The sequence below is a fragment of the Achromobacter dolens genome (genome assembly GCF_902859745.1).
Lineage (GTDB): Bacteria > Pseudomonadota > Gammaproteobacteria > Burkholderiales > Burkholderiaceae_B > Achromobacter > Achromobacter dolens.
Genome location: NZ_CADIJW010000017.1, coordinates 63,952 through 77,530, shown reverse-complemented (window position 1 = coordinate 77,530; position 13,579 = coordinate 63,952). Strand labels below are relative to the sequence as shown.

At 67.9% G+C, this 13,579-nt stretch carries 13 protein-coding genes; 3 read left to right on the top strand and 10 right to left on the bottom strand.

The features are described 5' to 3' along the window. The first annotated feature begins 18 nt into the window (after positions 1 to 18). Positions 19 to 999 carry a Bug family tripartite tricarboxylate transporter substrate binding protein gene (locus HV783_RS14680; protein ID WP_054502498.1) on the top strand — a complete coding sequence of 327 codons (981 nt, stop codon included), beginning with the start codon at positions 19 to 21 and terminating at the stop codon, positions 997 to 999. An 89-nt stretch (positions 1,000 to 1,088) separates the two neighbouring features. On the opposite strand, the gene HV783_RS14675 is transcribed toward HV783_RS14680, so the two are convergent. The 3 genes from HV783_RS14675 to HV783_RS14665 form a co-directional block, all read right to left on the bottom strand. Beyond that, on the bottom strand, positions 1,089 to 1,562 hold the full coding sequence (locus HV783_RS14675; RefSeq protein WP_175189375.1) for a DUF2269 family protein: 474 nt from the start codon (positions 1,560 to 1,562) through the stop codon (positions 1,089 to 1,091). Beyond that, the gene (locus HV783_RS14670) at positions 1,559 to 2,815 is read right to left on the bottom strand and encodes an SDR family oxidoreductase (protein WP_175189374.1); all 1,257 of its coding nucleotides are present in this window, start codon (positions 2,813 to 2,815) and stop codon (positions 1,559 to 1,561) included. Before HV783_RS14670 ends, HV783_RS14675 begins: the two co-directional genes overlap by 4 nt. A gap of 109 nt (positions 2,816 to 2,924) precedes the next feature. After that, positions 2,925 to 3,455 carry a GbsR/MarR family transcriptional regulator gene (locus HV783_RS14665; protein ID WP_054502496.1) on the bottom strand — a complete coding sequence of 177 codons (531 nt, stop codon included), beginning with the start codon at positions 3,453 to 3,455 and terminating at the stop codon, positions 2,925 to 2,927. 78 nt (positions 3,456 to 3,533) lie between these two features. Here HV783_RS14665 and HV783_RS14660 point away from each other — a divergent pair, with 78 nt between their 5' ends. Next, positions 3,534 to 4,001 carry a DUF6389 family protein gene (locus HV783_RS14660; RefSeq protein ID WP_175189373.1) on the top strand — a complete coding sequence of 156 codons (468 nt, stop codon included), beginning with the start codon at positions 3,534 to 3,536 and terminating at the stop codon, positions 3,999 to 4,001. Positions 4,002 to 4,097: 96 nt separating this feature from the next. Here the strand turns inward: HV783_RS14660 and HV783_RS14655 are convergent, their stop codons facing one another. From HV783_RS14655 to HV783_RS14625, 7 genes are all read right to left on the bottom strand, one after another. After that, on the bottom strand, positions 4,098 to 4,724 hold the full coding sequence (locus HV783_RS14655) for a glutathione S-transferase family protein (RefSeq protein WP_054502494.1): 627 nt from the start codon (positions 4,722 to 4,724) through the stop codon (positions 4,098 to 4,100). A 92-nt stretch (positions 4,725 to 4,816) separates the two neighbouring features. After that, the gene (locus HV783_RS14650; RefSeq protein WP_054502493.1) at positions 4,817 to 5,788 is read right to left on the bottom strand and encodes a LysR family transcriptional regulator; all 972 of its coding nucleotides are present in this window, start codon (positions 5,786 to 5,788) and stop codon (positions 4,817 to 4,819) included. A 64-nt stretch (positions 5,789 to 5,852) separates the two neighbouring features. Further along, on the bottom strand, positions 5,853 to 6,872 hold the full coding sequence (locus tag HV783_RS14645; protein WP_175189372.1) for a histone deacetylase family protein: 1,020 nt from the start codon (positions 6,870 to 6,872) through the stop codon (positions 5,853 to 5,855). After that, the gene (locus HV783_RS14640) at positions 6,869 to 8,194 is read right to left on the bottom strand and encodes an MFS transporter (protein WP_054502491.1); all 1,326 of its coding nucleotides are present in this window, start codon (positions 8,192 to 8,194) and stop codon (positions 6,869 to 6,871) included. Before HV783_RS14640 ends, HV783_RS14645 begins: the two co-directional genes overlap by 4 nt. Positions 8,195 to 8,444: 250 nt before the next feature. Next, on the bottom strand, positions 8,445 to 9,425 hold the full coding sequence (locus HV783_RS14635) for a hypothetical protein (protein WP_244976927.1): 981 nt from the start codon (positions 9,423 to 9,425) through the stop codon (positions 8,445 to 8,447). A gap of 152 nt (positions 9,426 to 9,577) precedes the next feature. Continuing rightward, positions 9,578 to 11,287 (bottom strand): malate dehydrogenase (quinone), encoded by a 1,710-nt coding sequence (mqo, locus tag HV783_RS14630; RefSeq protein ID WP_175142320.1) that lies wholly within the window; start codon positions 11,285 to 11,287, stop codon positions 9,578 to 9,580. 398 nt (positions 11,288 to 11,685) lie between these two features. Then, positions 11,686 to 12,756 carry an MBL fold metallo-hydrolase gene (locus tag HV783_RS14625; RefSeq protein ID WP_175189371.1) on the bottom strand — a complete coding sequence of 357 codons (1,071 nt, stop codon included), beginning with the start codon at positions 12,754 to 12,756 and terminating at the stop codon, positions 11,686 to 11,688. Between the two features lie 134 nt (positions 12,757 to 12,890). Here HV783_RS14625 and HV783_RS14620 point away from each other — a divergent pair, with 134 nt between their 5' ends. After that, positions 12,891 to 13,508, top strand: a complete 618-nt coding sequence (locus HV783_RS14620; RefSeq protein ID WP_064525189.1) for a TetR/AcrR family transcriptional regulator — start codon at positions 12,891 to 12,893, stop codon at positions 13,506 to 13,508. The last annotated feature ends 71 nt before the right edge of the window (positions 13,509 to 13,579 follow it).

The window sequence follows — 13,579 nt, the reverse complement described above, 5'->3', positions numbered from 1 at the left end:
CCCCCAAGGAGACAAACCATGACCCTCATCAAGACCTCGCTCTGCCTCGCGGCCGCCTGCCTGTCGCTGGCCGCGAATCCCGCCTCGGCGCAATCGGCCGCCTGGCCCAGCCACGCCATCACGCTGGTGGTGCCGTTCGCCGCCGGCGGCGGCGGCGATACCCTGGCCCGGCTGGTGGCCGAGCCACTGTCGCGCGAACTCGGGCAGTCCATCATCATTGAGAACCGGCCTGGCGCTGGCGGCAACATCGGCACCGCCATCGTGGCGCGCGCCAATCCCGACGGCTACACGCTGTCGTACGGCACCAACGGCACCCAGGCAACCAATCACTGGCTGTACAAGTCGCCGGGCTATGCGCCGGGTGACTTCGAGCCGGTCTCGCGCTTTACCGTGATCGCGGCAGCGCTGGTGGTCAATGCCAGCGACGAGCGCTTCAAGTCGCTGGCGCAACTGCTGGCCTACGCCAAGTCGCATCCAGGCGAACTGACCTGTGGCTCGGCCGGCAACGGCACCTCATCGCACCTGGCCTGTGAGCTGCTGAACCAGATGGCGGGGGTCAGGATCATGCACATCCCGTACAAGGGCGGCAGCGCAGCCATGACGGACCTGCTGGGCGGCCGCGTTTCGCTACTGATCGACGTCATGCCGAACGTGTCGGGCCAGATCGCGGCGGGCAAGCTGCGCGCGCTGGGCGTGACCACGCCGGAACGGGTGCGCTCGAATCCGGATATCCCGACCATGAGCGAGGCCGGCGTCAAAGGCTACGAGTTTTTCGCCTGGGACGGGCTCTATGCGCCCAAGGGCACGCCAACCGCGATCCTCGACAAGCTCAACGCCGCCGTGGGGCGCGCCCTGGCGCGTCCCGAGGTCAAGCAGGCGCTGGAATCGCGCGGCGCGATCCCGTCGCCGACCACGCGTCAGTCGCTGGCTGAATTCGGCGCCCAGGAGTACACGCGGCTCGGCAAGGTCGTGAAGACGGCCGGCGCCGCCATCGACTGAACCCGGCGCGCGTGATCCGCGCCGGCCCGGCGCGGGTCTCGCCACAGGGGTGGGGCAGGGCCAGCCGCTGGGGCCGGATTGCCCGGCGCCTATAGCGCTGGCTTGAGCACCATCAGGAAATACACCGCCACCATCGCCAGGAACGCCGGGTAACCCAGCCATTCCCAATAGCGCGCGAAGCGCCAGTAGCGCGCCGGCAGCGCCACGGCGCCGGCCGCGTGGGCGCCGTCCGCCATCTTCGCCATTTCGTACTGCAGCCACACCACCGGCAGCCAGCAGGCGCCGGCCAACAGGTATAGCCCGATCGACACGGCGATCCACGGCGTGGTCCAGTTCCAGCCGGCGGCATGCGCCAGCCACAATCCGGACAGCGGCTGGACCACCACGGCCGGCGTGGTGAACCACAGGTCGGCCCGCACCACCAGCTTCGAGACCGCCGCGATGGCCGGCACCGAGCCGGTGCGGTTGGCGAAGAACAGGTAGAACGCCGTGCCGAAACCGGTTCCCACCAGCAGGACGGACGACAGGATGTGCAGGGTCTTGATTGTGAGATAGGCGTTCATGATTGGGTTTCCTCGCTGAGCAGAATGAACAGGAGCGCGATGACGGCGGCGTTTTTCAGCAGCGGACCGAAGGGATGCCACAGGAATTCCGGCAGCGCGATGGCGATCACCGCGGAGTACCCGAGCACCAGCGCGAGTTGCGCGGCCCATAGCCGCCGTCCGGGCCGCCACAGGGTGGCGATGCCCAGCGCGCCGTCCAGCGCCGCGGCCAGGTAGAGGGCCGCCAGGGCCGCCGATCCGTGCAGGCCGACCGGCGCCAGCAGCGCCAGGCTTCCCTCCACCGGATAGACGAAGGCGCTGCACACGGCGGTCCAGAGCCAGATCAGCGCCAGCGCGCTGCGCAGCAGCGCGGGCCGCCAGGCCGCCAGGGCCTGCTGACGCAACGCGGGCGCCTCGGCGGCGGGGATGAAGGTCTCCAGCCCCGCCGGCATCCGTCCCAGCGCCCGCGCCGTGGCGGACGGGTCGGCGCTGTTGCCCGCGCGCAGCATGCGCCAGGTGTCGCGCGTCAGCAGCGAACCGGGCACGCGATCGAGCAGCAGGGCGCTGGCGCTGATCAGCGCGCCGGGCACGGCGAGGGTCCACGCGGCGGGGAACCCCAGCGATTGACGGTAGATTGCCAGCATGCGCTTGAAGCTGACTTCGGTGCCGCCCGCCAGGTCCAGCACCGCCGGGGCGTCCGCCGCGCCGTGCACCAGCCGGACAACGATTTCGGCCAGTTCGTCGACGTGGATCGGCCGCAACGCCTGTCGCCCGCCGGCGGGCAGGAGGTGCAAGGGCAGCGACGCCACGGCGCGGAAAAAACGCGCCGACGCGCCATGCTCGCCATAGACCAACGCCGGCCGCAGGATGTGATGCGCGACCGGCAGGGTGCGCAAATGGTCGTCGGCCGCGCGCTTGCTCTGGAAGTAGGGGGTATCGCCGCGCTGTGCGCCCAGCGCCGACAGTTGCAGCACCTGCCTGACGCCGGCCAGGACCGCGGCGTCGAACAGCGCGATCGGCGCGCGGCGATGGATGCGGTCGAAATCGCGGCCGCCGCCTTCGACCAGGATGCCAACCGCGTTGATGACGACGTGGATGCCGCGCAACCGGTCCACCCAGTCTTCGGGTGTCGTGTCGGAGAGGTAGTCCACGGCGATCTCGTCCTGCCGCCGGGGCTGGCGCACGCCCCTGAGCACCCGGTGGCCATCGCGCGCCAGGGCCTCGCACAACGCCCGGCCGATGAAACCGTTCGCGCCGCATACCAGGATGTTCATGGATTCCGCCCTCCGTGAGTCTGCATCATCGATTCTTTAATTTCTGATATTTCTGTATAGACAGAAATATGTGGACAAAAAAAGGCGGGATCGAGGTCCCGCCACGTCGTCAACCCTTGGTGCGCCGCATTGTCTTGCTGATCTTGGCGCCCATGCCAAGCGTCTTCATCAAAGTGTCGGGCTTCATGCGCAGCATTTCGTCCGACCAGGTGGTGAGAATCTCCAGGAAATCCAGCGTCTCGCGCACGCGCTGGGCGGTGAGCGGGGTCTCGTCGGCCATCTCGGGGCTGGCCAGCGTGTCGCGCAGCATGGTCAGCGTGGGATCGATCTCGCGCTGGCGCCGGCCCTCGACGATCAGCTTGAAAAGCTCCCAGATGTCGGTGGAGGTTTCGAAATGGTCGCGGCGGTCGTCCATGACGTGCACCACCTTGGCCAGGCGCCAGGCCTGCAGTTCCTTGAGGCTGTTGCTGACGTTCGAGCGCGCCACGCCCAGCGTCTCGGCGATTTCCTCGGCGGGCACAGGCCGGCCCAGCAGGTAGAGCAGGGCATGGATCTGCGCCACGGTGCGGTTCACGCCCCAGCGTGAACCCATTTCGCCCCAATGGAGGATGAAGCGTTCGGCGATCGGAGTCAGTTTCATGGGGCCACTGTAGATATTTCTGTTATTTCTGTCAAGACAGAAATAACAGAAATATCCGTGATCCGCTAAGCTCGCGGCATGAACCAACACGATTACCAAATTGCCTTGCGGCGTGAACTCGATGCCCACTCCGACGGCGCCCTGCGCGTGCTGGCCGGCCTGTTTCCGCGCCTGCCGGAAAAGGCGCGCGAGATCCAGTTCGGCATCTTCCCCGACCAGGACGGCGAGGGCACGTTCTCCGTGGTCATCGGCCTGGACGGGCCCGACCTGTACGTGCTGAACAAGGCCATCGAAGGCCACCGCAACCTGTTTGACGTGGTGCACGGCGAAACCGGCCTGACGCCGCCGGTGCCGATGTTCGGGCGCGATCCCGGCTTCTGCGTGCAGGACGTCATCGCCGACACCGCGGCCGACTGGATCGAGGCCTTGTGGGAGCGGGGCGGCCGGGCGGTTTCACCGCTGCCGGCCTGCATCTATGCGGACGAGGACTACGGCACGACCACGCCGCGCAGCCTGTCGGCGGACGCGGCGCCGGCCCAGCGCTGAGCCGGCCCGCGCGCCGCGAGTCTTGTCGGGACGCTTCTTATTCAGACGCCCTTGTTCGACCCCGACTTGCTCGAACCCGGCTTGGTCGGGCGCGCCTTATTCGGCCTTGGCCTGTGCCAGGGCGCGCTGCACCGCCGGCCGCGCCGCGACCCGCGCCAGGTAGGCGGTCAGCGCCGGAAAGCGCGCCATGTCCACGCCGTCGCCCTCCAGCCAGGTGCCGATGGTGTAGAGATAGGCGTCGGCCACGCTGAAGCGATCGCCCAGCGCCCAGGGCCCGGCGATCTGCGATTCCAGGTACGCGGCCACGGCCGTCATGGTTTCCGGCACCTTGGCGCGCATGGCTTCGTGCGCCGCCGGGTCGTCGGCCCAGCGCGCGCCGCGCCGCTTGTGCGCGTGCGCCACATGGGCGGTGGACGCCAGGTAGCTGTTCAGTTCCTGCAGGCGGGCGAACGCAAACGGGTCGTCCAGCGGCGCCAGCCCCGCCGCCGGGAAGCGCTGCGCCACGAAGGCAAGCAGGGCCGGCGTTTCGGTCAGCACGCCATGCTCGGTGGCCAGCGCCGGCACCCGCCCCTTGGGATTGACGCGCAGGAATTCCGGGCTTTGCTGCTGCCCCGCGCCGAAATCCAGCTTGACGACGTCGAACTCGGCGCCGGCTTCCTGCAAGGCGATGTGGGTGGCCAGGGCACAGGTGCCCGGCGCGGTGTAGAAGGTCCAACGAGACATGGCGTCCTCTTGAGCGGTGGTGACGGGTGGCAAAGCGCAAGGGGTCATTATCGCCATAACCGCCGGCGCCGCCTATGGGAGGTAGCGCCCGCTCAGCGGGCGCGGGCCGCCAGGGGCGTGCGCGCCAGGAAGCGCTCGAACGCCTCCAGGTAGGCCGTCTCGGCCGCGCTCAGCTTGCGCTGCCGGTGCCAGGTCAGGAACACGTCGATCTCGGCCACGCTCTCGTTGGGCGGCAGGCGCCGCAATTCGCCGTTCACCACGTCCGGCACGATCAGGTGCTCGGGCAGGAAGCTCAGGCCGATCCCGGCCACCACCATGCGCCGCACCTCCTCGATGTGCGGCGAGGTGCCGACGATGCGGCCGGTGAAGCCCTGCTGGTCGCGGAAGATGGTCAGCGGCGACAGCGTGTCGCCGATCTGGTCGCTGGCGAAACAGACGAAGTTCTGGTCCATCAGGTCTTCGATGCCCACCCGCGGCCGCGAGAACAGCGGATGGCGCCGGCCGCAGACCACCGCGTAGTGGTGGCGCAGGAACAGCCGGCGCTCCAGCGCCTCGACCGGCTTGCGGCACAGGCACAGGCCCAGCGCCGGCACGCGCTTGGACAGGGCGTCGAGGATGTCGGCGCTGGGCAGCACCTCGATGTGGAATTCGATCCTGGGATGACGCTGGTGGAAGTCGGCCAGGAAGTCGTCGTAGGCCGCGCTTTGGATTCGGCTCATGACCAGCAGCCGCAGCGTGCCCGCGACCTCCTCGCGCTCCTGCGAGGCGGCGGTCTCGATGCGCGCCATGGCGCCGTACATGTCGCGGGCCACGGCGTAGATCTCCTCGCCCAGGCCGGTCAGGCGAAACTCGCCGTTGCGGCGGTGCAGCAGCATGCCTCCCACCGCGTCCTCGAGTCGTTTGAGCGCCTGGCTGACCGCGGGCTGGCTCAGGTGCAGCGCCTGCGCCGCCCGGCCCACGCCGCGCGCCTGCACCACGAACATGAAGGTGCGCAGCAGGTTCCAGTCCATGCGCTCGGGCGCGAGCGACAGGCTGTTGGCAGGGCGGGCGGGGGCAGGGCACATGGCGGCGTGGCGGATTCCGGCGAAAGGACAAGGCCGGTTTCCGTCCGCCATGCCGGTTCCATGTTCAGGTTCCGGCCAGCCCCGCGAAGAAGCGCGCGGCGTTCGATTCCAAGCCCTCGATATAGTAGCCGCCTTCCTGCACGATCAAGGTCGGCAGCTTGAGTGCGGCAATTTCGCGCCCGAGCCGTTCGAAGCCGTCTTCCGACACCGCCACCATGGCTTGCGGGTCTTTCTCGAAGATGTCGAAACCCAGCGACAGCACCAGCGCGTCCGGCTGGAATTGCTCGATCGCGGCGCGCGCCTCGCGCAGGCGGTCGAAGAACACCGATTCGGGCGAACCGTGCGGCATCGGCAGGTTGAGGTTGTAGCCGTAGCCTTCGCCCGCGCCGCGCTCGTCCTCGAAACCCGCGACCACCGGATAGAAATTCTCCGGGTCGCCGTGGATCGACACGTACAGCACGTCGCTGCGTTCGTAGAAGATGTCCTGGATGCCCTGGCCGTGGTGCATGTCGGTGTCCAGGATGGCGACGCGCCCGTAGGTGTCGCGCAGGCGCTGGGCGGCGATGGCGGCGTTGTTCAGGTAGCAGAAGCCGCCGGCCGCGTCGCGGCGCGCATGGTGCCCGGGCGGACGGCAGATGGCGTAGGCGTGGCGGTCGCCGGCCGCGATGCGGTCGGCGCCGGCAATGGCGCATTGCGCCGACCAGTAGGCGGAATGCCAGGTGTGCGGTCCCACCGGGCAACTGCCGTCGGCCAGGTAGCGGGCGGCTTGCGCCAGCACGCCGCGCAGCGCGTTGGGTTCGCGCACGAAGACGTTGGAGACGACTTCGTCGCCCCAATCCTCGGGCAGTTTCTTCCAGCCGGCGTGGGCGTTCTGCAGGAAACGCAGGTAGGCGGGCGTATGCACCGCCTCGAGCGCGGCGCTGCCGTGGTCGGCCGGCGCCTGCACATCGAAGCCCAGGTTGCGCGCCGCCTGCGCCAGCGCGTCCAGGCGCGACGGCACTTCCTGCGGCGTGCGCATCTTGCCGCGCGAGAAATAGGTCTGCGGATGATGCAGTTTCTGATCGTCGTGGAAGTACGCCTTCATGCTTGTCGAGCCTCGGGTTGCAGTTGGACATGACGCTGGCGGCAGGCGCCCAGTGACAGCACGGATACCAGCGAAAGCAGCGAAATCACCGAGAACAGCACGGCCAGCGGCCACCACTGGCCCTTGAAGTTCTCGGCCAGTACCGTGCCCAGCATCGGCGTCAGGCCGCCGAAAATGGCGCCCGACAACTGGTAGGCCATGGAAATCCCGGTGTAGCGGATCGCCGTGGGGAAGCTGTCGCTGACAAAGCCGGCGATCACCGCATAATAGGCGCCCATGAACAGTACCGCCACGCCGATGCCCAGCGTGATCGATCCGAGCGAACCCAGGTCCACCAGGTTGAACATGGCGTACGGCGTGAACACCGACACCAGCGCCATCGTCGCCAGAAAGCGCAGATTGCCGACGCGGCTGGCGATATAGGCCGCCAGCGGCGTGATGAAGAACTGCATGATCGACACCACCAGCAGGCAGTCCAGGATCACCGCGCGGTTCAGGCCGACGTACTGGGTCGTGTAGGCGATCATGAAGGTGCTGGTGAAGTAGAACCCGGCGATGCCCAGCACGTTGGCGCCCACGGCCAACGCCAGCAGGCGCGGCGCGCCGGTCAGCACCTGCGTCAGCGGCGCCCGGGCCGGCTTGGCGCGCTTGGCCTGGGCCTGCTTCTCCTCGAGAAAGTCGGGCGACTCGTTGACGCTCAGGCGGATCACGAAGCCCACCACCAGCAGCACCGCCGAGAACAGGAACGGCACGCGCCAGCCCCAGCTCAGGAAGGCGGCATCGTCCAGCCCGGTCACCAGTTTGAACATCAGCATCGACAGGATCAGGCCGGCCGGGCTGCCAAGCTGCGCGAATGAGGCGAAGAAGGTGCGCTTGTTCTTGTCGGGCGAGTGTTCGCCCGCCATCAGCACCGCGCCGCCCCATTCGCCGCCCACCGCAACGCCCTGGACGATGCGCAGCAGCACCAGCAGCACCGGCGCCCAGAAGCCGATCGAGGCATAGGTCGGCAGCAGGCCGATCAGCACCGTCACGGTGCCCATCATCAACAGCGTGATGACCAGCGATTTCTTGCGGCCGATGCGGTCGCCGATGTGGCCGAACAGGGCGCCGCCCAGCGGCCGCGCGAAAAAGCCCACGGCGAAGGTGCCGAAGGCCGCCAGCGTGCCGTAAAAGCCAGTGGCGGACGGAAAGAACAGTTTGCCGAACACCAGCGCGGCGGCGGTGGCGTAGATATAAAAGTCGTACCACTCGATCATCGTGCCGATGAATGCGGCGGTCGACGCGCGCACCGGCTGGTGGCCCGTCTTGGTATTTCCCCTCATGATTTTCTCTCTTGCAGGTTGGTTCAGATTGCTGCGCCAACCGTTATACGCGCGCCCCTGGCATAAGAAAAATTCTGAATTCTTATCCGCGAAATTCAGCGTATTTATGAGTGGAAACCCTAGTATTGAGCGACGATGCGCGCAGAACCGTCCGCGTCCGTCTCGCGCTCCGAGATTGGCGCAGCGGTTCAGCGGGATCGTGGGAGTGCCCCGTACGCCCGGTAAAGCGGGCGGCAGGCATGGACGCGCCTCAGCGCGCCGGCTGCCAGTCGCGCCGGCAATTGGCCAGCGGGCGCAGTTCGTTGGCCGCCGCCAGGCGCAAGGATGGCTTGGCCCCGGCCACGTAGACCAGATTGCGCGACCGCCACACGGCCAGCTCGGCATACGGCACCTGGGCCGACGAAGCGCTGCCGGTACCCCAGAAATCCATGCTCGGCGCATCCAGGCAGGCATCGCCCGCGGCCACGCTGGCCAGCTCGCGGCCAGTGGCCAGGTCCACCGCGCGAAACCGCACGGGCGTCGGCCGCTGGCGCAGCTCGGCGGCGATCACCACCGGCGTGCCGTTGGCGGTCTGGCCCAGGCTGGCCGGCTTGACGGTCTGCACCTCCTGGTCGCGCGGCACCAGCAGGAAGGCCACGCCGTTGTCGATATCCAGCAGGCGGCCGGGTCCCAGCCTCACGGCCTGGAATGGTTCGTGGCGGATCAGCGTGGTCTCGTACCAGCCGTTTTCGTAGCGCGTCCAGCCGGGTTCGCCGGCGTCCAGGAACACCAGGCTCCCGATGCTGTCGCCGTCGCCTTCCTTCTGCACCGGGATGTCGGTGATGCGCAGATCGCCGCCGCCGACATCCAGGTACAGCAGGTTGCCGTGGCCGGAGGTGCGGGTGACAAAGGCCAGCACCCCGTGCGGGTTGATCGGCTTGGCGGGGCCGCAGAAGTAGTCGCGCGCGCGGCGCGGGTCGCCCGCCGGCAGGAAACGCTCGCCCAGCTTGACGCCCTTGCCGCAGAGCGGCTGGCGCTGGTAGGCCAGGGTGTATTGGCTGGCGTTGCGCCGCCTGCCTTCCAGGTAGTCCTGGAAGCCGATGTCGGTTTCCTCGACCCGCAAGCCCTTGTCGTTGTAGATCGTGCGGGCCTGCGACGGGCCGGCCATGGCGGCCAGGGACAGCGACAACAGGACGGCCGCGCAGGGCGTGCGCGGGCGGATCAGGGGATGGCGCATTGTGCTTGTCATCATCGGGTTGCCGATGGGGCACCTTAGCACAATGACGCCGGCGATCCGCCGCGACGGCGTAGCGTAAAAGCGCGGCCGCGATGCGGCTTGCGGGGGTGCCCGCAAGCCGCATCGCGAGCAAAAAAGCCCTCCGGCGAGGGAGGGCGGGGCGGGCCTTACAGCGCCTGCATTTCCGTGTTGGCATTGCGGCCTGGCGCCGGCGCGCCTGGCTCCCGGGCGGCGGGCGCCACCGGCGTCACGGCCGGCGCGGCGGGCGCGGCATCCTGCACCGGCACTTCCACGTACGGCAGGTGCAGCACCTGGCTCGTCATGGCGCGGATCTGGTTGGTCAGCGCCGGACTGTCGTTGAGCTTCTGGCCGTACGACGGAATGATCTCCTTCAGGCGCGCCTTCCAGCCCGCTTCCATCTGCTGCGGGAAGGCCTTGGCCAGCAGGTTCAGCATGATGGGCGGCGAGGTCGAGGCGCCGGGCGAAGCGCCCAGCAGGGCGGCGATGGTGTTGTCCTTGTCGGTCACGACTTCGGTGCCGAACTGCAGGATCGCGCCTTTCTCCGGATCGCGCTTGATGACCTGCACGCGTTCACCGGCCGTCACCAGGCGCCAGTCTTCGGGCTTGGCCTGCGGGAAGTACTTGAGCAACTGGGCGTGGCGGTCGGCGTCGGTCAGTTGCGCCTGGTCCACCAGGTACTTGACCAGGTCCAGGTTCTCCAGCCCCACGTCCACCATGCTGGCGACGTTGTTGTGGTTGACCGACGAGAACAGGTCGAAGGCCGAGCCCTGCTTGAGGAACTTGGTCGTGGCCAGCGCGAACGGGCCGAACAGCACCACCGGCTTGCCGTCGAGCTTGCGCGCATCCAGGTGCGGCACCGACATCGGCGGCGAATCGGTATCGGCCATGCCGTAGGCCTTGACCTCGTGGCGGCCGGCGATGGCCGGCGCGTCGAAGGCCAGGAACTGGCCGCCCACCGGGAAGCCTGCGTAGTTCTTCGATTCGGGAATGCCGGACAACTGCAGCACCTTGAGCGAGGCGCCGCCCGCGCCGATGAAGACGAAGCGCGACTTCACCGTGCGCTCCTGGTTGGTCTTCAGGTCCTTGACCGTGACGTTCCAGGTCTTGTCGCCGTTCTGGCGCAACGCGGTGACCTCATGCTGCAGTTGCAGCTTGAAGTTGGGGTTGCGCTGCAGGCCCTGGGTCAACTGGTTGGTGATGACGCCGAAGTTCACGTCGGTGCCCAGCGGCATGTAGGTGGCGGCGACCTTCTGGCTGGCGTCGCGGCCTTCCATCAGCAGCGGCGCCCACTGGCGGATCCGCGCCGGGTCGGTGGAATATTCCATGCCATAGAACAGCGGGCTCTTGACCAGGGCATCGCGGCGCTTGCGCAGGTATTCGATGCGGTCATCGCCCCAGACGAAGCTCATGTGGCCGGTCGGGTTGATGAAGTCCGACGGCTGGCCGAGTCGGCCGGTCTTGACCTGGTGCGCCCAGAACTGGCGCGAGATCTCGAACTGCTCGGCGATGTTGATGGCGCGCTTGATGTCGACCGAACCGTCGGGCATCTCGGGGGTGTAGTTCAGCTCGGCGAAACCCGAGTGGCCGGTGCCCGCATTGTTCCAGCCGTTGGAGCTTTCCAGCGCCACGCCGTCGAGCCGTTCGAACAGTTCGACGCGCCAGTCCGGCTGCAATTCCTGCAGGTAGGTGGCGAGCGTCACGCTCATGATGCCGCCGCCGACGAGCACGGCGTCCAGGGGCTTGTCGTTGTCGGCTGCCGGGACCGAACGTTGATGCAGGGGCCAGTACAGGAACAGGGCGGCCGCGACCACCACCGTCACCACCAGGCTGCCCACGATTTTGAGAAACTTTCTCATGGGTATTAGACCTTACGGTTCAAAGGATTATGTTGTTGTCGTTGTAGGCACTACGGAGAAAAAGGGGCGTGGGCACCTCCGGGGCGATCAAACACGCAAACAGCGATCCACGCGTCCAAGGCGGCAAGCCGGGGCGGGGAAGGTTGCGAACAGGGTTGGGTGGGTGCCTGACGAGCCCCGGCGCCCGGCCAAGCGGCCGGGTATCCCTGGGGCGGGAGCCCGTGTCAGGTCTTGCGTGCAGGCCCAAGACTAGACGAAGCGGCTTCGTCTGGCCGCAATACCCGGGTCGCGGGCATTGGCTTTGGCGCAATACGCATTGCGCCATGATTGTAAACGCATTGGCGCCACGCGTTCGTGGCGCCGGGCCGGTGCGCCTTGGGCGGTGCGGCCCGCGGCCGTCAGCCGGCGACGGGCTGGCTGGTGAGCGGTTTGCGCGCCGTGGCCAGGCGCCACCAGGGCGATCCGGCATGCGGCGCGTTCAGGTCCAGCCGCTCGCCCATTTCCGGGGTGGTCAGCGCCACCCCATGGGCGGAGGCCAGGGTGGCGATGCGCTCGAACGGTTCCTGCCACGCGTGCATGGCCAGGTCGAAGGTGCCATTGTGGATCGGCAGCAGCCAGCGGCCGCGCAGGTCCAGGTGGGCCTGCAGCGTTTCCTCGGGCTGCATGTGCACGAAGGCCCAGCGCTTGTCGTAGGCGCCAGTCTCCATCAATGTCAGGTCGAACGGGCCGTACGCGTCGCCGATGGCCTTGAAGCCGTCGAAGTAGCCGCTGTCGCCGCTGAAGAATACCCGCATGCCGTCGTCGTCGATGACCCACGAGGCCCACAGGCTGCGGTCGCTGTCGGTCAGCCCCCGGCCCGAGAAATGCTGGGCCGGCGTGGCGGTCAGGCGCAGTCCGTCGACTTCGGTGGACTGCCACCAGTCCAGTTGCTCGACCTTGGCGGGGTCGATGCCCCAGGCGATCAACTGGTCGCCCACGCCCAGCGGCGCGATGAAGCGGCCCGTGCGCGCGGCCAGCCGGGTCACGGCGGCACGGTCGAGGTGGTCGTAGTGATTGTGGGACAGGATCACGCCGGCGATCGGCGGCAGGTCGTCCAGGTCGACGGGCGGCGCATGGAAACGCGCCGGGCCGGCCCATTGCACCGGCGAGGCGCGTTTCGAGAACACCGGGTCGGTGAGCCAGAAGCGGCCGCGCAGTTTCAGCAGCAGCGTCGAATGCCCCAACCGGAACAGGCTGCGGTCGGGCGCCGCGCCCAGGTCGGCGCGGGTCAGCGGCCGCACCGGAATCGGCTGGTCGGGCACCGTGCCGGCCGGCTTGCCGAACAGGAACGCCCAGGTGAGCTTGAGGCCCTGCCAGAATCCGAGCGACGGGCGCGGCCGGGAGTTGTGGAATCGGCCGTCACGATGATGCGTCGGGCCGGCGGGGCCGGACGGCGAGTTGGGGGAAGCGTCGGGCGTCGAGGGAGTCACGGCGGAGTCCTGGCGGGGAAGGGGGAACGGACAGGGCGTCCGTCAAAAAGTATACTGATCAGTGTAATTTCGTTTTCCTTGAAAGTACACCGCAGAGTGTAAAATTTTCGCTATCTTTTCCTTAGGACGTTCCCATGGCAGAAGCTCCACAGCGGCTTACCGACAGGAAGCGCGAGGCCATCCTCAGCGCCGCCGTGGAGGAATTCCGCACGGCGGGCTACGAGGCCACCAGCATGGACCGCATCGCCGCCGCCGCCGGCGTGTCCAAGCGCACCGTCTACAACCACTTTCCCAGCAAGGACGAGCTGTTCGGGCTGATGCTGGAACACCTGTGGAACCGCAGCGTCGCCAACGCCGGCGTGACCTATCGCGCCGACCAGCCGCTGGCTACGCAGTTGCGACACCTGCTGATGCGCAAGCTGGAATTGCTGGGCGACCCCAACTTCATCGACCTGGCGCGCGTCGCCATGGCCGAGATCATCCACACGCCGGAACGGGCCCAGGCCATCGTCTGCCGCATGGGCGCGAAGGAGGGCGGCGAAACCGCCTGGATCCGCGGCGCCATCGCCGACGGCCGCCTGGCCGACGTCGACCCGGAATTCGCCGGCCAGCAATTGCAGGGGCTGATCAAAAGCTTCGCCTTCTGGCCGCAGGTCACGCTGGGCCAGCCGCCCCTGGGCCCGGCCGAGCGCGACCGGGTGGTGGATTCGGCGGTGGCGATGTTCCTGGGGTGCTACGGGCGCGGAGAATGAAGTTGGCCGTGTCCCAATGCAACGTCCTTTGACGCCAGGCCGGCCGCGTGGGTATGGTGTTTCGCAAGTCG

Bases quoted from the DNA above. Each gene is read 5' to 3' on its own strand.
- HV783_RS14635 (WP_244976927.1), bottom strand. From the start codon at position 9,425: ATGATGACAAGCACAATGCGCCATCCCCTGATCCGCCCGCGCACGCCC.
- HV783_RS14665 (WP_054502496.1), bottom strand. From the start codon at position 3,455: ATGAAACTGACTCCGATCGCCGAACGCTTCATCCTCCATTGGGGCGAA.
- HV783_RS14675 (WP_175189375.1), bottom strand. From the start codon at position 1,562: ATGAACGCCTATCTCACAATCAAGACCCTGCACATCCTGTCGTCCGTC.
- HV783_RS14680 (WP_054502498.1), top strand. From the start codon at position 19: ATGACCCTCATCAAGACCTCGCTCTGCCTCGCGGCCGCCTGCCTGTCG.
- HV783_RS14650 (WP_054502493.1), bottom strand. From the start codon at position 5,788: ATGTGCCCTGCCCCCGCCCGCCCTGCCAACAGCCTGTCGCTCGCGCCC.
- HV783_RS14660 (WP_175189373.1), top strand. From the start codon at position 3,534: ATGAACCAACACGATTACCAAATTGCCTTGCGGCGTGAACTCGATGCC.
- HV783_RS14670 (WP_175189374.1), bottom strand. From the start codon at position 2,815: ATGAACATCCTGGTATGCGGCGCGAACGGTTTCATCGGCCGGGCGTTG.
- HV783_RS14645 (WP_175189372.1), bottom strand. From the start codon at position 6,872: ATGAAGGCGTACTTCCACGACGATCAGAAACTGCATCATCCGCAGACC.
- HV783_RS14620 (WP_064525189.1), top strand. From the start codon at position 12,891: ATGGCAGAAGCTCCACAGCGGCTTACCGACAGGAAGCGCGAGGCCATC.
- HV783_RS14655 (WP_054502494.1), bottom strand. From the start codon at position 4,724: ATGTCTCGTTGGACCTTCTACACCGCGCCGGGCACCTGTGCCCTGGCC.
- mqo (WP_175142320.1), bottom strand. From the start codon at position 11,287: ATGAGAAAGTTTCTCAAAATCGTGGGCAGCCTGGTGGTGACGGTGGTG.
- HV783_RS14640 (WP_054502491.1), bottom strand. From the start codon at position 8,194: ATGAGGGGAAATACCAAGACGGGCCACCAGCCGGTGCGCGCGTCGACC.